Origin of the sequence: Candidatus Bodocaedibacter vickermanii, assembly GCF_014896945.1 — a bacterium.
Classification (GTDB): domain Bacteria; phylum Pseudomonadota; class Alphaproteobacteria; order UBA6184; family UBA6184; genus Bodonicaedibacter; species Bodonicaedibacter vickermanii.
Genome location: NZ_CP054719.1, coordinates 505191 through 524672, shown reverse-complemented (window position 1 = coordinate 524672; position 19482 = coordinate 505191). Strand labels below are relative to the sequence as shown.

Here is a 19482-nt window from a genome sequence, read left to right as displayed (position 1 = left end):
TCAATTCAGGGTTCCCTATATCTATAGGATGCTTGCTTATAATGAGTAGTTAACCTTCTAAATAATAAAAATCTTAGAATTGATCCGAAGGAAAGAATAGCCCCGTCTTGGGAGAAAAGATTTATATTGTTAGGAGAGTCACTGTTGAAAACATCACTATATCATCCTGCTGTTGAATTGGCTTTAAAGTACATAGATGAAGAAAACTATGAAAAAGCATTTGAACTGTTATTGATAGCTGCCAAGGATGGTGAAGCAGAGGCTCAGTATAATCTTGGATTGATGTATGATCAAGGTAAAGATTATACCAAAGCATTGCGATATTACAAACTAGCAGCGGATCAAGGAGATGTAGTTGCTGAAGCAGCTTTTGATGAATTAAGAATGATGTATAGCAAAAGCAACGATTAATCCTAATGACACAAAATATTCGAATTCTGATAGTGGCAATAGCGATAAGTGTAACTAGCGTTACGGCACAACAGGCGGTGATACCGAAAAATCAACGACCGATTGTCTGTTTTACGCCGGAGGAAAAATGCTATCCCAAAATTGTGCAATACATTGATGCTGCGCAGCACACGATTCACATGCGAGCCTATGCCTTTACATCTCAGGAAATTGCCACGGCGTTGATTGATGCGCATCAACGAGGGGTTAGTGTTTTAGTTTTGGCGGATAAGGGGCAAATGAAGGGGGCTCATTCGTTGGTTAATATGTTAATCGATGCTGGAATTACCGTCAAACGAGAGAAATGTAAAGGGTTGGCTCACAATAAAGTTATCATCATTGATAATGCGATTCTGATCACGGGATCCTATAATTTTACCAGGGGGGCAGAGTCGCGTAACGCAGAAAATTTGCTGATTTTAAAACAGCGCACCCTGTTGAAGAAATACTTGCGTGATTGGAAAATTGCATGGGAAAAGAGCTAAGCTATAGCATGCTTAACATAAAGTGGTTATATGTGCCTTAAGTAGTTAGCCTTGAAATCATTGGATTAATTAATGATTTGATTCACAAAATATATCCATTTTATTTGCGTTTAGCTATACCTTAGTGGATGCAACCTCAGGTTGCAAAAATATCCTCTTCGTCAATCTTTTGTTAATTTTTGTGCGCTATAGTACTTTTAGTGCACTTATATACATTGTTATTTTAGCCCACCGTTTCGTGAAGAAAAGACGGATTGCTTCGTCTATTTAGTCTCGATTTAGGGAGTGGGTTTTGTCCCCTCACCCGAAGGTCACTGAGGGTGACTAGGGCGGGGGGTGGTAAAAAAAATCGCGTTAACGCAATCTTAATCTTTATTAACAAGGATTAACGAGCGAGAGCTTTCTATAGCTGAACACTGATAAAGCGAGTGCGCGGCGCCCTTCGCCCCAGTAATTTTTTCTATCGGATGCAACCTCAGGTTGCTCAGGGGCGAACCTGCGCCGTTTGCTGATGTGAGAATCCGTGTCAGAACGAATCGGATCTAACTTAATGGGGACAGGGATCATTCCTGGTGCAATGGTATGTTGACAGGCAGTAGACTTGTCTCCAAAGTATCGCAAAGAAATCATTTTTCTTCCTTCAGCGCCGCGTACCCACTTTATCCGTGATTGGCTATAGCAAACAAAAAACCTCCCGAAGGAGGCTTTTGCTAAAAACTGAAAGACAGTTATTTAATTTTAGCTTCTTTAAATAGAACATGTTTACGTGCAACAGGATCATACTTATTGAACGACATTTTTTCAGTAATGTTACGTGGGTTCTTTTTGGTAACGTAGAAGAAGCCTGTATCTGCAGAGCTTACTAATCTAATTAACGTTACGGCACTTTTCTTGGCCATGGCATAATTCCTAAATTAATCTTTGATGAATTATATTGCGAAAAGATCCAAATGTCAATATCTTGAATCCAGATACTTAGTGAAAGAGTAAACATGAAATATGTCCTGGTTTTCTTAGGGATATTGAACATATCGGTCACTGCATTCGGAAAAAGTTATTTTGGGGATACAACTTTATCATCAAAAAAATTTGATCAGTTGACGGTGCTTGGTGTTGCGAATCTGGACGCTGTCACTGCAAAGGAAAATTCCATAACGGGACCTTTGACGGCTTCCAATATTACTGCGGATACTTTTAGTGTTACAGGACCGATGAGCCTTAAAACAGCGAAGTTAAAAAAGGTCGTTATTACAGGACCAGTATCGTTAACAGATGTAACAAGCGATACAGTAACGATTACGGGATATTCTGATTTCACAAACGTTACTGTTGCTAAAAATCTTACACTTATTGGAAGGCTAAACGCATTAAACTCATCGTTCAATGCTGTTACATTAACCATGAGTGAATCGATGATTACAGATTCTTTCGCTAAGTCCATTGTGGTGAAGCGCCCAAATTCAGATGATCAACATCAAAAACTTATGTTCTATGGAAATACCCGTATTGATAACGTTATGTTTGAGTCGGAGCAAGGTGAAGTGCATGTTGTGTATGGAAACAAGGTTAAGATAGGCGATGTAAAAGGCGCTAAAATAATTCACCATGAATGAAATGTCATTAAAAACAATCGTTTGGTTTCGGCAGGATTTACGGATTCATGATAATCCTGCGTTAGAGTATGCTGCGGCAAGGGGCACTATCATTCCCGTTTATATCCTGGATGATGATGCGCCTGGGCAATGGAAACTGGGTGGAGCATCCCGATGGTGGTTGCATCACAGTTTGCAATCACTGTCGAATTCCTTAGAATCGAAAGGGCATCGATTGCATATTTTTGCAGGGGATCCTCAACAGATATTAAGTGATTTGCAACATCAGACTCAGTCAGATACGATTGTTTGGAATCGATGTTATGAGCCGTTTTCAATTGCACGTGACAAGGCAATTAAAGAATCCATGACGTCTGCGGGTATTAATGTGAAATCATTTAATGCCAGTTTGTTGTTTGAGCCGTGGACAATCAAAAACCTACAGGGAAATTTCTTTAAGGTGTTTACTCCGTTTTGGAAACACTGTTTGCAGCAATCAGTTGATCCAATAACGCTTTCAGGTAACAGTTTAGATTCAGCGATTCCTTTCTTAGAAACGTTAGAAACATCTGTGCAGTTAGATGATTTTAAACTATTGCCGTCTAATCCCAATTGGGCAACGGGATTTGATTGGAGTCCAGGAGAATTTACCGCGTTACACAAGCTGAATGAATTTTTTGAAACTGCGGTCATGTCCTATAAAGAACAGCGCGACTATATGGATAAAAGCGCAACATCGATGTTATCCCCACATTTGCATTTTGGTGAAATTAGCCCTAGGCTTATTTACCATAGATGTCAAGAATTAATGGCGTTAGGGCAGGGAGATCTTTCGGGCGTGCAGCATTTCTTGTCGGAGTTAGGGTGGAGAGAGTTTTCGTACCATTTACTGTATCATTTTCCGGTGTTGCCCACAGAACCATTTCGATCGGAATTCAATCAATTTGAATGGGGTAATAACCCAGACGATTTAAGAAAATGGCAGCAAGGAAAAACAGGCTTTCCCATTATTGATGCCGCAATGCAAGAGCTTTGGCAAACGGGGTACATGCATAACCGTGCACGCATGATTGTTGCGTCGTTTCTAACAAAGAACCTGTTGATTCATTGGCGTCATGGGGCGGAATGGTTTTGGGATACATTGGTGGATGCGGATCTGGCCAGTAACAGTGCAAGCTGGCAATGGGTCGCTGGATGTGGTGTTGATGCCGCACCGTATTTTAGAATCTTTAATCCAATTACTCAGGGTGAAAAGTTTGATCCGGATGGAATCTATGTTAAACGGTGGATTCCAGAGTTGCGAGATCTGGATGTAAAATATATCCATCAGCCATGGACAGCCCCGTTATCCGTGTTAAAGGATGCAGGTGTTCGACTGGGACATACGTATCCAGAACCAATGGTTGACCTGAAAGCAACACGAAACAGAGCATTACAAGCGTATGCGGGGATTAGAGAATGATCAACTCAACCTTTAATACTTAAGCGGTTCAGTGCCTTGACTTAGGATGTCGAGATAGTGTTTGTATGCAAATACTTTGTGACGTGCTTTGCCCGTTGTTTCGTTGATGATGCCTAAGCTTTCTAAAGTGGATAAACCTCTCATAACTGTGGGTGTTGATAATTTTGTAATTTTTTTGATTGTGGCAGTATTTGAGAGAGGGTGATGTTGAAAGTAGCTATATATTCTCAATGCTGCTGCTGTTGATTGTCCAGAAGCACCAATATGGGCTTGATCGGAGTTAAATAACTTAATAATCCTCTGAGCTGCGTCAGTTGCTTGGTTTGCCGTGTCAATAACTCCATTCAAGAAAAATGCTATCCATGATTCCCAATCGCCAGTTTCACGAACGGCTTGCAGATGTTTATAATAGGCTTCGCGATTGGCTTTGAAATAAAGGCTAAGGTATAAAAGAGGTTCTTTTAGAGTTCCGTCGACGTATAACATAAATGTAATAAGCAATCGTCCTAAGCGACCGTTGCCATCTAAAAATGGGTGAATAGTTTCAAACTGCACATGTGCAAGCGCTGCTTTAATTAGCGTTGGCAACTTAACTGTGTCATCATGCAAAAACTTTTCAAATTTATCAAGACAGACCATCAGCGTTTCAGGAGATGGTGGAACAAATCTGGCATTTCCCGGACGACTGCCACCAATCCAATTTTGAGAGGTTCTAAACTCACCAGGTTGTTTTTGACCGCCGCGGGCGTTATCCATCAGTTTGCCATGAATTTCTCGAATCAGACGAAGTGAAAGAGGAAAGCTCTTTAAGCGTTCAATACCATAGTTTAACGCAGATACGTAACATGAGACTTCAGTCACGTCATCTACAGGAACCCCGGGGGCTTCTGCATTTTCAAACATCAGTAGATCTGAAAGCGACGATTGAGTGCCTTCAATTTGTGAAGAAAGAACAGCTTCTTTACGGACATACATATATAAAAACAACGATGGATCTGGAAGTAGCATGCTCATACCATCCAGGCGTCCCAGCGCAATGTTTGCTGCATCCAATAAAGTGTAGAGCTCTGTTAAGTCTAACGGAGGATTGGGTGGTAAGTCAGAGGGTAGATACGTTTGATAGATTTCACCGGCCGTTGAGCTGTTGATATATCGACCTATTCGTTGTTTCTTATCTAAAGACATAATGAACGATTTTTCAAGATAATGTACGTTAACATAATTTAACGTACATTTATGAGTGTTACAAGTATTTAGCGATCAAAAAACGCATTTTATGATCGTTAGGGTTGTGTAAGTAACATTTATGAGCGTTAAAAATAGCTAAGTAACGAAAGGCGTGTTTTGTGTTACTTAAAAAAATGTAAGTAACATTTATGAGCGTTACAAGAATTTAGCGATCAAAAAAGGCATTTTGTGAGCGTTAGAGTTGTGTAAGTAACGTTTGTGAGTGTTAAAAATAGTTAAGTAAAGAAAATGGCGTTTTACTTTATTTAAAATTTCTTAAGTAAAGTCTACGTTAGTTATAAAACAATAAGTAACGAAAATAGCGTTTTGCTTTATTTAAAGTGGAGTTAACTTCCATTGAAAATCTTTGGTGGGCGCAACAGGATTCGAACCTGTGACCTACTGATTAAGAGTCAGCCGCTCTACCAACTGAGCTATGCGCCCAAAGACCAATGTGTTTATATCAAAAAGACGGAAACGTGTCTATAACGATTTTGATTCTTTAAACAAAGAAGGCGTATTCCATAATTTTTCAAGGTTATATAATTCGCGAGTATCTTTTGTAAACAAATGAACAATCACGAAAAATGTATCGACGACAATCCACGTGCTGCCATCTTTGCCTTCAATTTTAATGGGGGCTTCACCCTTTAACGTTAGATACAGATGCTCTGCTAATGACATTAAATGACGGCTGGATCGTGCTGATGCAATGATCATGCTGTCAGCCAAAGACGTCTTGTCTGATAAGTCAATGATTGTAAGATCTTCTGCTTTGTGGTCGTCTAATGTTTTATAAATTAAATCAAATAATTCTTTTGAAGAGAGTTGTTTTTCCATCAATAATCCTAAATGCACCTTTAAATCTGCTGCAGCATAATATGAATTGATAAAAAATAATAGATTTTTTTCATTTGGCAGTGTGACACTGCATCCATTAGGTTAGATTCGATGTGTGTTGACACAGGTTATACATATTAAACATACTGCGGCCCGCTTTAATAGGATCTGCGCCTTGGAGCCTTATGATGGTCTGCCGGGTGGGTGATGTGCACAATGTCACGTATCCATAGGGCGCGTGCCTATTTACAGAAGTTCTTTCTAATAACTCTACATATTCTTTTAGAAAAATCTGGACATATGATATATATTTGGGCATCCTATTAATTAAAGAATTCAGAGTCACGTTGTGCAAAAAAAACCGTTAGTTATTTTTGATCGAGTATCCCTTTCCTATAAAACAGATGAAGATGTGTTTTGGGATTTAAACTTAAAGTTTAATTCGGGTACATTTTATTTTTTAACGGGATCCAGTGGTTCTGGTAAAACATCCTTACTTAAATTGATCTATATGGATGTTATGCCGACTCAGGGAAATGTGTCTGTACTTGGACAGGATTCATTAAGTATATCGCAACGAAAGATTCCATACCTGCGTCAAAAGATCGGGATGGTGTTTCAAGATTGCTATATGTTGAATCATTTAACCTTAATTGAAAATGTTGCGCTGCCGTTACGCATTCGTGGATTGAATCGCTCTCAAGCTTTATACAATGCCAGTGAAATGCTCAGCTGGGTTGGATTGGCTCGGTATATTAATCATTATCCAGATGTGTTGTCAGGTGGGCAAAAACAGCGTGCTGCGATTGCACGGGCAGTGATCAATCGTCCCGTATTTCTGTTAGCGGATGAGCCTACTGGGAACGTGGATAAAGAAAACGCTATTCGTATTTTACATTTATTTGAAGAATTACATAAACGAGGAACGACCGTAATTTTTGCAACCCATGATCGAGGGTTGGCAGCATCATATCCATACCCAGAGCTGTTAATCAAAGATAAAAAAATTCAGCTGAATGATAAAGCAAGTAAACGATATTCTGGTGTGGGACCTACGAATACCCCCCCTCAAACGTCATCTCTTGTATCTCGGAATATTATTATTGGATCAGATGTGGAACATTTAAGATGATAAAACAACGACGTTTTGATATTCCGTTTGGATCAGATGTCTGGATTAGTATCGTCCTGGGGTTGATGCTGTTTGTTACCAGCTTATCACTGCTTGTAAGCGTTGGTGTTAATCGATATATCCAAGATTGGAACAGTGCGGTTCAAGCGACGTTTACAATTGAATTGCCCCATAATTCAGGGACTCAATTGCCGGATGTTATCCATATTCTGAAACAGCAGTCTGAAGTTGAAGTCATAGAAGTTCTTGAAAAAAGTTATGTTCAAAAAATGATGTTTCAAATGGGATTGTCTTCATCGGATGCGCCGATTTTGATTGATTTTGTAGTATCAAAAGATAAGCTTTCTACCTTTAATGCCGATAAACTGTTGGATGGTTTGCAAAAGATTATTCCGCATACTGCGTTGGTTAAGCCTGTATTGACCTCTCCAGAAGCGTTGGCGATGGGTAAGATGGTTGAAATAGTTTCATTTAGTTTTGGAATGATTATGATTTGTGCAATGTGCGCGATTATCGCGTTCATAATGTATGCAGAGGTTCAAACCCACGAACGCACCATCGAATTGTTTAATTTGTTGGGGGCTCCCAATTACTTTATTTCCAAAATCTTTCAGAAATATGCTGCTGTTATTTTAATCAAATCATTTGTGTTATCGCTAGCCTTAAATGTGTGTTTGTATATTGCAGTTGGAGCCCTGTGTATGGGAGAAAGCTTGCATCTAGGGCGGGATTTGTCTTGGGTTACTTGGGGATATGTTGCCCTTGGAATTCCGGTCTTAATGATGGCAATTGTACAGTTCATAGTTCCGGTTACCGTTTTGAGTTGTTTAAAGAAAAAATATAACAATTCGGTATGCGCATGATATTTGTTCGGTCTTTTGTTTTTCATATACTTTTTTATAGTGGCACTATCCTAATGTTGATCGCATTGTTTCCATGTTTGTTGATGCGTCGACCTTTATTTATACCCAAATTATTTACAGGGTATGCTCGATTTTTATTGAAGTATATTGTTGGATTGGATGTAGAGATTGAGGGGTTAAATAACATTCCAAAAGACAATTCATTCTTGATTGTGGCCAACCATCAGTCTGTGTGGGAAACATTGATGTTTTTTACAATTTTTAAAAACCCCGTTATGATTTTGAAGAAAGAGTTGTTAAATATACCCTTGTTTGGGTGGTACTTGTTACGTACAGGAATGCTGGCGATTGATCGAAAAAATGCTGCAAGTTCGTTTAAAACCTTATTACGTGGTATTGATCAGCGATTAAAGGATGAACAGCGTCCGATTTGTATTTTTCCAGAAGGAACGCGTAAACAGCCTGATCAGCCTGGCGAATTTCAAAAAGGTATTTATTTAATCCATAAACATACAAAGGCTCCTATTTTATGCGTAGTGCATAATGCAGGAGTGTATTGGCGACCCCATAAATTCTTTATTAAGCCAGGTAAAGTTAACGTATTTATTTACCCTGTGTTGCCTGCAGTCTTTGACGATGATACGTTAAAAACAATAGTGCCAGGAATGGTTCATACAAAAGCAAAAGAACTTGCAAAAATCGGAGAGAATAAACATGAATAAGAATATCTTAAACGCTACGATTAACGCTATTTTATCAAAAGGAAAAGGGATCCTTGCTGCTGATGAAACGCCGTCGAATATCGGTAAAAAATTTGAAGTTTTACATATTGAAAATACGGCTGAAAATCGTCGTCGATACCGTGAGATGTTATTTGCTGCACCTGGAATTGAGACTTATATTTCTGGCGTGATTATGCAGGATGAAACAATTAACCAATTCAACAGTCATGGGCAAGAGTTTTCCGCAGCCCTAAAAGAAAAAGGTGTCCTGTCTGGAATTAAAGTAGATCTTGGGGTTGCTCCATTTAATGATGATTCGATAGAAACCATTACAAAAGGGCTTGAAGGATTGGGAGAGCGATTAGATCGATACAAAGAACACCATGCAACGTTTGCAAAATGGCGAGCCGTCATTCATATAGACCCATCTCAAGGAAAACCTACAACCGAGGCTATTCGTGCAAATGTAGAGGCATTGGCAAAGTATGCGTTGATTTGTCAGCAGCATGATATTGTGCCTATTGTCGAGCCTGAGGTATTGATGGATGGTGTGCATAGTTTGGATGTTTCGCATCAAGTAACATCCACTGTATTAAGCACTCTGTTTGATGCGTTAAATCAAAAGGGTGTTTATTTAGAGGGCATCTTATTAAAACCAAACATGGTGATTGCTGGATTAATGTGTCCTGATCAACCAACCCCAGAAAGGGTAGCTCAGAAGACATTGGATTGTTTTAAGAATACTGTATCCTCTGACGTTCCTGGAATTGTTTTCCTGTCAGGGGGGCAACGCGATGATTTGGCAATTAAGCATTTGGCATTGATGAATCAAACGACTGATTTGCCGTGGGTGTTAAGTTTTTCTTATGGTCGTGCATTACAACGCAAAGCACTGACAACCTGGAAAGGGCAAGATGCAAATGTGCCAGCAGCGCAGGAAGCATTCATTGAGCAGGCACGCTTAAATTCATTGGCGACCTTGGGGCAATTATAGCTAGTCACAGAAAAATTGACAACAGTCCTATGTTTAAATCCGTGCCAGGATCGCTTCGGATCCATCCTATCGAGTCCAGCGGCACGCTGGCAACGTGCCGTTACATCCGTTAGATGGCATCGTTTGAGAAAAATCTTTAGTTTGTCAATCTTTTGTTAACTTTTGTGCGATATAGTACTTTTGTGCGCACATACATTGTTATTTTAACTCTCAGTTTCGTGAAGAAATGACGGAAAACTTCGTCTATTATTTCACCGATCCCTAAGGTGGGCGTTGTCCCCCCACCCTGAGTTCACGAAGGGTGATAGGGTGGGGGGTGGCGCGAAATTGATTTTTTAAAAATTTGTTAACCTTTGTTAATTCAATGTTAATAGCAGGCTAAAGAAAGCTTAGCGATCTAGAGACAGATTGAATGCAGCTTTAGAGTCAAGTGCTGAACCTAGGGTTAGGTTGGTGGTAAACGCAACGCCACTGTTGAGGTTTAGCGCTGCTGTCCAATCGATGGAGCCGGTTGCGCCATTAACAGAGTGGTGACCAACTTTGGTTAACACAGATGTGCTGAATGCATAGGTGTCTGCTTTGAATTCAGTATTCGCGATTTCGAATCCAACATACCCAGCGGTGTCAGATGTGTGTCCAAAGTTTCTGTGAGTCAGTTGTACAAAGGGAGCACCGAATGGAGTATCGATGCCAAATCTTACTTGAGATCGTACACCTGACCAATCGTTGAAGTTAACGTCGGTTGTTGATATAGATCCGAATTGACCTTCAACAAACATCAATCCAAACGAATGCGCAGCCACGATCGATGATTCCAATTGGCGGCTGTCAGCACTAAACCCAGCACCAGAGTTTGCATAGGATTGAACAACACCTAGCACAGAATTGCCCAATTTGTAGGCAAACAAACCCGTCATTCCAGTGGTAGATTTGTCTTGATCTACTGATCCTTTGAGTTGAACATATACCGGTAACCCCAAATCAACCTGAGAACCAGCAACACCGTTCACTGTAAATTGAGTTGCATCCACCCCAGATTTACCTTTCAACGCTGCTAATGCAGAGGTTGAACCAGAGGTGTCGGTTGGTGTACTCATCTCTTTACCAAAAAATGGATCTTCTTTTAATGCATCAATAAACACCTGATTCCATTCATCAATTTGTGCTTGTGTTACTGGAACGTCAGTGTCGATTTTAGGTGGGACATAAAATGATCCAGCATTTGCAGCACCTGGGCGGAATTCATCAGCAAGGACGGCTTCATAGGTGCCTTCATCGGTTCTTACAACTGTTAAGAGTCTACCTTGATATTTTAATCCGAAAAGAGTTTTAGTGTGCTTAAGCTCCTGTCTAGTAACCTCAAATGGAAAATATTCTTTGCTCAAAGATAATTCGGAAGTCAAATTAACTAAGTATTCTACAAATCTGGAATGAAAGTCGTTATCAGTTTGAGGGGGAGCTAAAGACCTCATGCTAGTATATACAGCGTTAAACGAAGCAGACCATTCAACGTTCTCAGTTTCTAATAGCGATACGTCATACCCGCTGAATCCTTGTTTTTCAAGAGCCTTCCAAATTGACTTTATCGTTTTCTTAATCGGATTGCTTAATACACCATATAATTCGTCTGAGCCACCGCACAGATCCGGATCCGGCAACATAAGAGCAGCTTTTGCAGTGTGATCAAATAAATATCTGATCATTGGATTTTGCTCTATTTTTAATTCTTTGACTTTATTATGAGCCTCCTCAGTTGATTGAAGTTCTGGATCATTTGATGTTGCCGAACATCCTGTCAGTAACCCTGTGGCAACCCCATAAATTAATAATTCCTTTAATTTCATAAAAGCTCCTTGTCTATTATTTTATAGTTATAGCATAGGCACTTTTTGTATGTTGCAAAAAGTATTCGTAACTTACCCACGTATACCCTTGATCACCCCACTCTTCGCTCCAGCTATTTTTTAAACGGAATGCCCCCTTTCCAGATTTAGTCTGGATCCTATTGTCGTATCCACATAAACATACAGCATGACTCATTGGTAAAGGCTGTGCATTTTCAGGGGGCAAGTCTATCAAATCTTTACCCGCTGAAAAAAGTTCAGCCCACATATTCTTGGGCAAATGAGGTGCCTTAAATACGGCAAAGCTTACTACTACGGGAATCTTATGGCTGATGATTGCTTTAATAGTCTTTAACCCCACCCATGAAACATTAAGTGAAATCATATTAAAACGCTCTTTCAGATACGGCATTTGTTCCATTTTGTGTCTTGTTTTAGTTACTATTTTGTCAAAACTATGAGACGGGGTATCGCTTATTGCTCTAACACCCCAATAGAATGGATTTATCCAACAAAATGCTCGTGCAGCTATAGGTGTCCCATCATCTACTCTTGCTTGATAATCCTCCTCAGTCCACCGGGGATGAAAATCGCTAGGTATAAGTATGGCACGCTTCTGACAATGGTCTTTTAAGTCTTCAATTGTTTCTCTGTAATCCTGCGAATATATTAATCTTAAATTAGACTCTTTGCGGAGTTTTAGGTAACTCACAAGCGCATCATACGATGCAAAATTTTCCCAAGGTAGAACTCCTTCATGTAACAAAGGGATGTATTCACGTAAGCAACATCCTTCTGAATTTAGCGATGATCTACCCTTTGTTTTAACTCTTAAATAAAGTTCAGATCTAGAAATATTTCTGCCGGATAGTAACGACTCTATTGCAGATGCGAGTGCAAAGACGGTACACGTTCCAAGTTGGGTATTTTGATCGTGGACAGCAGAACAAAACATTTCGGACGTCACTGGAAGGTCAAGTAAGGATTGGTAAGAAATCCCTAATTGACTAAGGATAACTGAAGAAGCATTTTGATTAAAACCACTTATGAATCCTAATCCATGATTAGAATGCGGCACCATTCCTGAAGATAAACAAGTGGGTTGTTCATCTAAGCACCCCATAGGGTAATTTCTAATGGCTGAAGAAATAGACGTAACAGATAGTAACGATATCAAAATTGCAAATAGATATTTCATTTTCACGTCTCCTTAATGGGTTAAATTGAGGAGCATTTATTATGAGATTATGATTGGGCTCACATCAGAGGTAGCAAAGGAGGAGGGGCAAAAATATTTAGCCCTCAGCTTTGACATTAGTTTTCCCTTGTATGCATTAACGTCTTATTAATAATAATTACCTACTATCATAGTGCTTTAAAAAAATGTCAATTTCTGATATAAGATAGGCTGATAAAATTAACCCTTATATAAAAGACACTAAAGGAAAATTATGCAAGATATTCGTAATATTGCCATTATTGCTCACGTTGACCATGGCAAAACCACACTCGTAGATGCGTTATTAGGACAAAGCGGACAGTTCCGTGAAAATGAAAAAGTAACTGAACGCGCAATGGATTCCAATGATTTAGAAAAAGAACGTGGTATTACGATTCTTGCTAAATGTACATCGATTGATTGGGAAGGGCATCGCATCAATATCGTTGACACACCAGGACACGCGGATTTCGGTGGTGAAGTTGAACGTATTTTAGGAATGGTTGATGGTGCAATCGTTTTGGTTGACGCCGCAGAAGGTCCATTGCCACAAACAAAATTCGTGTTATCCAAAGCATTAAAATTAGGGTTGAAACCTATTGTTGTAATCAACAAGATCGATCGTCATGATGCGCGTGCAGACGAAGTGTTAGATGAAGTTTTCGATCTATTCTTAGCATTAGATGCGACACCAGAACAGTTGGATTTCCCAATTCTGTATGCATCTGGTCGCAGTGGCTGGGCAGATGAAGAATTAGAAGGGGCTCGTAAAGATTTAACACCAATGTTCAAAAGCATTGTGAATCGTGTTCCAGTTGCGCAAGGTAATAAAGACGAATCCTTCCAAATGGTTGTGACTATTTTAGAGCACGATCCGTATGTTGGACGCTTGTTAACCGGACGTATTCATTCAGGCGTTGCAAAACTAAACATGCCGATTAAAGCGTTAAATTTAGAAGGTCAGCTGGTTGAAGCTGGACGAATTTCAAAGATTTTTGCGTTTCGTGGGTTGAAGCGTGTGCCTGTTGAAGAAGTAGGTGCTGGCGATATTTGTATCATCGCAGGTATGGCGGAATCGACAGTAACGCACACGTTGTGTCATCCAGAAATTGAAACGCCATTAAAGGCTCAACCGATTGATCCCCCAACCTTAAGCATGACGTTTTCTGTGAACAACTCTCCATTAGCAGGTCAAGAAGGCTCAAAGGTAACGTCACGTGTGATTGGTGATCGTCTGATGAAAGAAGGTCAAGGAAACATTGCGCTTCGTATCACTCAATCTGAAGATAAAGATTCATTTGAAGTTGCTGGTCGTGGTGAATTGCAATTGGGTGTATTGATTGAAACAATGCGTCGCGAAGGCTTTGAATTATCAATCAGCCGTCCACGCGTTGTGTATCGTACAGACGACAATGGTCAACGTTTAGAACCTATTGAAGAAGTTGTTGTTGACGTTGATGAAGAATTTTCTGGTACGGTTGTTGAAAAAGTCAGCATTCGTAAAGGCGAAATGGTTGACATGCGTCCATCGGGTGGTGGTAAAGTCCGTATTATTTTCCACGTTCCATCACGCGGGTTAATTGGGTATCACAGCGAATTCTTAACGGATACACGTGGTACGGGTATGATGAACCGTTTGTTCAAAGGCTATGAACCGTTTAAAGGATCCGTTGAAGGACGTCGCAACGGTGTATTGATGTCCAATGGTTTGGGTGAAGCCGTTGCCTATGCATTGTTCGGATTAGATGATCGTGGACAAATGTTTATTCATCCAGGCGACAAAGTATACGAAGGTATGATCGTGGGTGAACATAACCGCGATAACGATTTAGATGTTAACGTCTTAAAAGGTAAGCAGCTGACGAACGTACGTGCTGCTGGTAAAGACGAAATGATTAAATTAACACCGCCACGCAAAATGACATTAGAAGATGCGATGGCTTATATCCAGGACGATGAATTGTTAGAGGTTACACCAAAATCAATTCGCTTGCGTAAACTGCATTTAGATCCCAATGAACGTAAACGTGCGGGTCGTCAAAAAGAAGGTTAAGTTGGTTGTTTGAAACATTCCGAAGATACTGGCTGTTATATATAAATCCGAAAATGGTGGGGATATTTTTCCTCGCCATTTCGACGGGTTTGCCAGTATCTTTGGGTGTGGATACCTTTAAAGTTTGGATGTGGGAAGAGGGGACGCCTCTTCATCTTGTCGCACTGTTGAACATTACAAGTTTCCCGTATATTGCTAAAGTCTTTTTTGGTCCAATTGTCGACCAATTCAAAATTCCATTTTTACATCAATGGCTGGGTCGCAGACGGTCGTGGTCCTTGGTGTCTCAGGTTATTATGTTATTCGGCTTTCTATTGATGGGGCAAGTCTTTGGAACCCATCACCTTACCATAACTATTGGTATATTAATTTGTATCTCGTTTGCATCAGCCTTTAATCACACCGCATTAAATGCCTATCGTGTGGAGATTATGACACCAGAATTAAACAGTATCGCAGCAGTTGTGGGTGGACTTGGATATCGTCTGGCTAAACTAATTGCTGGGGCGGGCGCATTGTTACTTGCAGCATCATGGGGATGGAATTTAACCTACCTAATTATCCCGATGATTTTTATCATAACAATCATTACCACGGTGTTAGTGGCTGAGCCTGAAATTCACGATCATGAGCCTAAGGTAATCGCAAAAGGTGACTTTAGTGAATGGTTCAAAACACGGTTAGTTCAACCGTTTAAAGACTTTGTACAAAAACATCCCGTTGATTGGAAATTGATAACCCTGTTTATTCTATTGTATGGAATGGGGGATTTTCTAATCGAAGGAATTTCCACAATTTTTTATCTGGATATCGGATTTAATAAAGTTGAAGTCGCCAATATTGCAAAAGCCTTTGGATTAGTTTGTACGATTATTGGTGGCATCATTGGTGGTCATATGGTGTTGGTGTTTGGGATTAATCGCATGATTTATATCACGACGATTTTGCACTGCTTTTCGTATATCAGCTTATTAATGTTAGCGCAGGTTGGGGATAGCTTGCCCTGGTTATATACATCTGTGCTTGCTGAGTTTATTACAGAGGGAATGAAAACGTCAGCATTGGTTTCCTATGTGTCATTGTTATGTGGAAAGACATATTATACAGCGTCACAGTATGCGTTGTTTTCATCAATGAAAGTAATCTTGCGTCCGGTGTTGGGTGCATGGGCAGGTGTGATGGCAACGTACTTGGGGTGGTCGATATTTTTTGCTGTTAGCATGGTGTTATCGTTAATCCCATTATTCTTTTATTATCGTATTCAATATCAGCCATTGCATCATGTTCCTCAAAATTAATCTTGCTCAGTATATACGACCTTACATGCATCCAAGAGTGCTCAGCATGCTATTTTTTGGCATATCTGCTGGGGTACCTTATCTATTAATTACATCAACATTTTATCAGTGGTTATTAGAAGAGGGGCTAAGTCAGGCTGTTATTACGTCCTTTGCGATATATACCTTACCTTTATCCATAAAATTTTTGTGGGCACATTGGGTTGACCATCTGAAAATTCCCATATTGCATAGACTTGGGCAGTACAAAAGTTGGTTGATTTTTAGTCAGTTAGGTGTAATGGGAAGCTTGATACTTCTAAGCCAAGTCGTTGAAAATGAAACATTATACATTACGGCGGGTGTTGTGTTGTTAGTCAGTTTCTTCACAGCAACGCAAGATATTACCTTGGGTGCGTATCGGGTGACCATGTTAACCAAAGAACAACAAGCTTTTGGATCCAGCCAGATCGTGATTGGGTATCGAGTTGGTATTTTGCTGTCTGGGGGTGGAGCCTTATATGCCTCTGGAATATGGGGGTGGTCAATGGTCTATGTGCTATTAGCACTAGTTCAAATCCAAGGGATCATTACTGTTCTGATTAACCCAGAACCGCAATCTCAAGGTACATCACAAAAACGAATCAAATCCTATCAACTTAATCGAGTGATATATGTATTATATAAAGAATTTTTTACTAAAACAAAATGGGCGTTGTTTTTAACGTACATATTTTTATTCAAATTCGGGGATGCAACACTCAACACCTTTACCTGGATATTCCTGCGGAACGTTGGGTTTACAAAAGAAGAAATTTCTGTATCGGTTAGTCTTGGTTTTTTTGCAAATGCCATTGGTGCTGCGATTGCAGGTACGGTGATTCACAAATTAAAAATCAAAAACAGTTTGTTAATTACGGCTGGATTACAAATGGTCGTATTTTTAACGCTGTGGATTCAAGCGGCCTATCCAAAAGATCATACGTTAATGACGATTACTATTGTGCTTGAAAATCTTGTATGCGGGTTTGCCGCAACCTGCGTATATACGCTATTTGCCTTTAAGGTTAGCAAGCGATTTGTTGCCATACAATATACGTTTTTTGCCTCATTTGCATCGTTTAGTAAAGTGATTATCGCAACACTAGGTGGGTTCTTGTTGACTCGTTATCAATGGCCTGAATTTTTTGCATTGATGTTTATTGCCCCATTATTATCGTTGGTTGTGATTTATCAGTTACACAAACACCCAAAGAAGACCGATTAAGATCTTCTTTGGGTGATGGGTGTTTTAGCTACAATATTATAACTAAAAGGGTACATATGAGTGTAACCGTGCTCGTTATAAGTGTTGTTGCAACTTTAGTAACATCCAGCTTGAATACCCAATTCTTAAAGCGTTCCCACGTACTTTTTTTCTCAGCTTTAAAGTCTTCATTTTCAATCTTTAACGCAGCATTTTCGATTTTTAATTTTTTAGCATCTACGCTTAATGCATCAAATTCTGACTTAAGGTCATTATAAAGCTTTGTTAACATGATGACCTCATCTTGGGCTGCGGCACCACTCAATAAAGCTTTTTCTATTTGAGCCTCTCCATCGCGCAAGCTTCGAATAATCGATTCTGGATTATTAAGACGGGGTTGATGGGCTTTTCGAACAGGATATTTAGTTGTTGAATCAAATGAAACAACGCTTGGCGCTTCTAACAACGGGCGATCCGCGTTAACTGAAGACAACGTTACACTAGTTGCTAATAAGCTGACTGCAAGTTTATGAGATAAGTGTTTCATGATTTCCTCCGGGTCTGAATTCAGACTTAACTAAATGTTAACTAAAATTAATTAACAAAAGGTTAATTTTTGACTTTATTTGACATTTTTTGATTAAGTGTTAAATGTTTTTTGTGTGGAATAAGTTTTTATGGTATGGTTGCTTACTTATTCAAAATTCAAAACAAATAATATAGCTTAGGTTTATTCACATGATTGAAGACGATAAAGATAAGTTAGCATTCTCATTAATGAACACAACAGAGGCAGAGCCACGGCTTCCGATGAAGATATTTTTGTTCTGGTTCATCGGTGCTTTCTTTTACTTGTATCAAAGCGTATTGAAAGTAATGCCCAGTGTAATCGCGCAAGATTTGACAGTAGATCTTAATATTGCGGCAACATCGCTAGGGGCTTTGGGAGGGATTTATTTTCTTGCTTATGCATCATTACAATTACCCATTGGTGTGTTATTGGATCGATTTGGTGTTCGACGATTAATGTCATTTTCTATTGCGCTGTGTGCCACGGGCGCATTGTTGTTTTCGTTTTCATCAAATTTTTATTTTGCATTAGGTGCACGATTTGTTATTGGAATGGGATCATCCGGAGCCTTTATTGGGGCTATTAAGCTAGTTACCATGTGGTTTCCAACACGGTTAGTTCCTGTATTTACAGGGCTGACAGTATTTGTAGGATCGATGGGAAGTGTGATTGGTAATAAACCGATGGCCTTATTATTGCGGCATATTACATGGCGTGAGGCCAGTCAAATAGTTGCATTTATTGGTTTCGGATTGGCTGTGATATGTTTTATATTTTTACGCAATAATACGGCTCAACAAAATCGTATTCGTAACTTTAAAGATTTGTTAGATGGATTTAAGCAAGTTGTAAAATCTCCACAAATATTGCTGATTGCTTTTTTTGCATTCTTTATCTATCTGCCATTGTCTGTACTTGCAGACATGTGGGGGAATTTATTCATTCAACGGGCCTATGGATTGTCTAGAACACAAGCCTCTGAATGCATTCAAATGATATATTTTGGTGTTGCTTTTGGAGCACCTGCTTTTGGATTGATTGCGTCAATTTATACAAATTATCGTTTGATTTTCCGCATTATCACAGTGTCTCAAATTCCAATAATGGCCTCTATTATTTGGTTCCAATTGCCTAATATTTTGGCGTTGCAAACGACCTGTTTTTTGTTGGGAATATTGTTAGGTGGGCAAGCCTTGAAATTTAATGCAGCATTTGCACATGCCTCATCAGCCGTTAGTGCATCCATTGTTGGGTTTGTGAATATGCTGTGTATGCTAGGCGGATTTGTATTTCAGCAATTGATCGGAATACTATTGGATGTGTTTTGGGATGGCAGTATGCAAGATGGACATATTTTTTATACCGCAGATACCTTTAGTAAAGCATTGAGTATTCACATCTTTGCGTTGGCGATTTGCTTTTTCTTGACCTATTACATTCGAAATAAAGAACACGAAGTTGATGAAGAATTAGATTAATTCTTAGCTGTTTAATAGTTATTAATA

The 19482-nt window shown here is 39.5% G+C and carries 18 protein-coding genes and 1 tRNA gene; 12 read left to right on the top strand and 7 right to left on the bottom strand.

Annotated elements, in window-relative coordinates:
• The first annotated feature begins 144 nt into the window (after positions 1–144).
• Together CPBP_RS02425 and CPBP_RS02420 are read left to right on the top strand one after the other, a co-directional pair.
• Complete coding sequence (locus tag CPBP_RS02425) at positions 145–411, top strand: SEL1-like repeat protein (protein WP_350332463.1); 267 nt, start codon at positions 145–147, stop codon at positions 409–411.
• Positions 412–416: 5 nt separating this feature from the next.
• Positions 417–935, top strand: a complete 519-nt coding sequence (locus CPBP_RS02420; protein WP_350332462.1) for a phospholipase D family nuclease — start codon at positions 417–419, stop codon at positions 933–935.
• A gap of 728 nt (positions 936–1663) precedes the next feature.
• Here CPBP_RS02420 and rpmG read toward each other — a convergent pair.
• Positions 1664–1834, bottom strand: coding sequence for a 50S ribosomal protein L33 (gene rpmG / locus CPBP_RS02415; protein WP_350332461.1), 171 nt, complete (start codon positions 1832–1834; stop codon positions 1664–1666).
• Between the two features lie 93 nt (positions 1835–1927).
• Between rpmG and CPBP_RS02410 the strand changes: the two genes are divergently transcribed.
• The gene (locus CPBP_RS02410; RefSeq protein WP_350332460.1) at positions 1928–2548 is read left to right on the top strand and encodes a hypothetical protein; all 621 of its coding nucleotides are present in this window, start codon (positions 1928–1930) and stop codon (positions 2546–2548) included.
• Between the two features lies 1 nt (position 2549).
• On the top strand, positions 2550–3989 hold the full coding sequence (locus tag CPBP_RS02405) for a cryptochrome/photolyase family protein (RefSeq protein WP_350332459.1): 1440 nt from the start codon (positions 2550–2552) through the stop codon (positions 3987–3989).
• 12 nt (positions 3990–4001) lie between these two features.
• Here CPBP_RS02405 and CPBP_RS02400 read toward each other — a convergent pair whose 3' ends face one another.
• The 3 genes from CPBP_RS02400 to rsfS all read right to left on the bottom strand — a co-directional run bounded on the left by CPBP_RS02400 (position 4002) and on the right by rsfS (position 6056).
• Positions 4002–5174, bottom strand: coding sequence for a Fic family protein (locus CPBP_RS02400; protein WP_350332458.1), 1173 nt, complete (start codon positions 5172–5174; stop codon positions 4002–4004).
• A 410-nt stretch (positions 5175–5584) separates the two neighbouring features.
• A tRNA-Lys gene (locus CPBP_RS02395) sits at positions 5585–5660 on the bottom strand.
• Between the two features lie 39 nt (positions 5661–5699).
• Positions 5700–6056 carry a ribosome silencing factor gene (gene rsfS / locus CPBP_RS02390; RefSeq protein WP_350332457.1) on the bottom strand — a complete coding sequence of 119 codons (357 nt, stop codon included), beginning with the start codon at positions 6054–6056 and terminating at the stop codon, positions 5700–5702.
• A 349-nt stretch (positions 6057–6405) separates the two neighbouring features.
• Between rsfS and CPBP_RS02385 the strand changes: the two genes are divergently transcribed.
• The 4 genes from CPBP_RS02385 to CPBP_RS02370 all read left to right on the top strand — a co-directional run bounded on the left by CPBP_RS02385 (position 6406) and on the right by CPBP_RS02370 (position 9767).
• On the top strand, positions 6406–7188 hold the full coding sequence (locus CPBP_RS02385) for a cell division ATP-binding protein FtsE (RefSeq protein WP_350332456.1): 783 nt from the start codon (positions 6406–6408) through the stop codon (positions 7186–7188).
• Positions 7185–8051 (top strand): cell division FtsX domain-containing protein, encoded by an 867-nt coding sequence (locus tag CPBP_RS02380; protein ID WP_350332455.1) that lies wholly within the window; start codon positions 7185–7187, stop codon positions 8049–8051. The genes CPBP_RS02385 and CPBP_RS02380 overlap by 4 nt, the downstream gene beginning before the upstream one ends.
• A gap of 83 nt (positions 8052–8134) precedes the next feature.
• On the top strand, positions 8135–8773 hold the full coding sequence (locus CPBP_RS02375) for a lysophospholipid acyltransferase family protein (RefSeq protein WP_350332454.1): 639 nt from the start codon (positions 8135–8137) through the stop codon (positions 8771–8773).
• Positions 8766–9767 (top strand): class I fructose-bisphosphate aldolase, encoded by a 1002-nt coding sequence (locus CPBP_RS02370; protein ID WP_350332453.1) that lies wholly within the window; start codon positions 8766–8768, stop codon positions 9765–9767. Before CPBP_RS02375 ends, CPBP_RS02370 begins: the two co-directional genes overlap by 8 nt.
• Before the next feature lie 389 nt (positions 9768–10156).
• Here the strand turns inward: CPBP_RS02370 and CPBP_RS02365 are convergent, their stop codons facing one another.
• Both CPBP_RS02365 and CPBP_RS02360 read right to left on the bottom strand, forming a co-directional pair.
• Positions 10157–11611 carry a hypothetical protein gene (locus tag CPBP_RS02365; protein WP_350332452.1) on the bottom strand — a complete coding sequence of 485 codons (1455 nt, stop codon included), beginning with the start codon at positions 11609–11611 and terminating at the stop codon, positions 10157–10159.
• Between the two features lie 16 nt (positions 11612–11627).
• Entirely contained in the window at positions 11628–12809 is a 1182-nt protein-coding gene (locus tag CPBP_RS02360) for a C1 family peptidase (RefSeq protein WP_350332451.1), read from the bottom strand.
• Positions 12810–13062: 253 nt separating this feature from the next.
• On the opposite strand from CPBP_RS02360, the gene typA reads away from it, so the two are divergent.
• From typA to CPBP_RS02345, 3 genes are all read left to right on the top strand, one after another.
• Positions 13063–14883 (top strand): translational GTPase TypA, encoded by a 1821-nt coding sequence (gene typA / locus CPBP_RS02355; RefSeq protein WP_350332450.1) that lies wholly within the window; start codon positions 13063–13065, stop codon positions 14881–14883.
• 89 nt (positions 14884–14972) lie between these two features.
• A complete protein-coding gene (locus CPBP_RS02350; protein WP_350332449.1) occupies positions 14973–16181 on the top strand; it encodes an MFS transporter in 1209 nt (402 codons plus the stop codon).
• A gap of 46 nt (positions 16182–16227) precedes the next feature.
• A complete protein-coding gene (locus tag CPBP_RS02345) occupies positions 16228–17427 on the top strand; it encodes an MFS transporter (RefSeq protein WP_350332448.1) in 1200 nt (399 codons plus the stop codon).
• Positions 17428–17455: 28 nt separating this feature from the next.
• Here CPBP_RS02345 and CPBP_RS02340 read toward each other — a convergent pair whose 3' ends face one another.
• Positions 17456–17953: a hypothetical protein gene (locus tag CPBP_RS02340; protein WP_350332447.1), complete on the bottom strand. Its 498-nt coding sequence runs from the start codon at positions 17951–17953 to the stop codon at positions 17456–17458.
• Between the two features lie 191 nt (positions 17954–18144).
• Here CPBP_RS02340 and CPBP_RS02335 point away from each other — a divergent pair, with 191 nt between their 5' ends.
• A complete protein-coding gene (locus CPBP_RS02335) occupies positions 18145–19455 on the top strand; it encodes an MFS transporter (protein ID WP_350332446.1) in 1311 nt (436 codons plus the stop codon).
• The last annotated feature ends 27 nt before the right edge of the window (positions 19456–19482 follow it).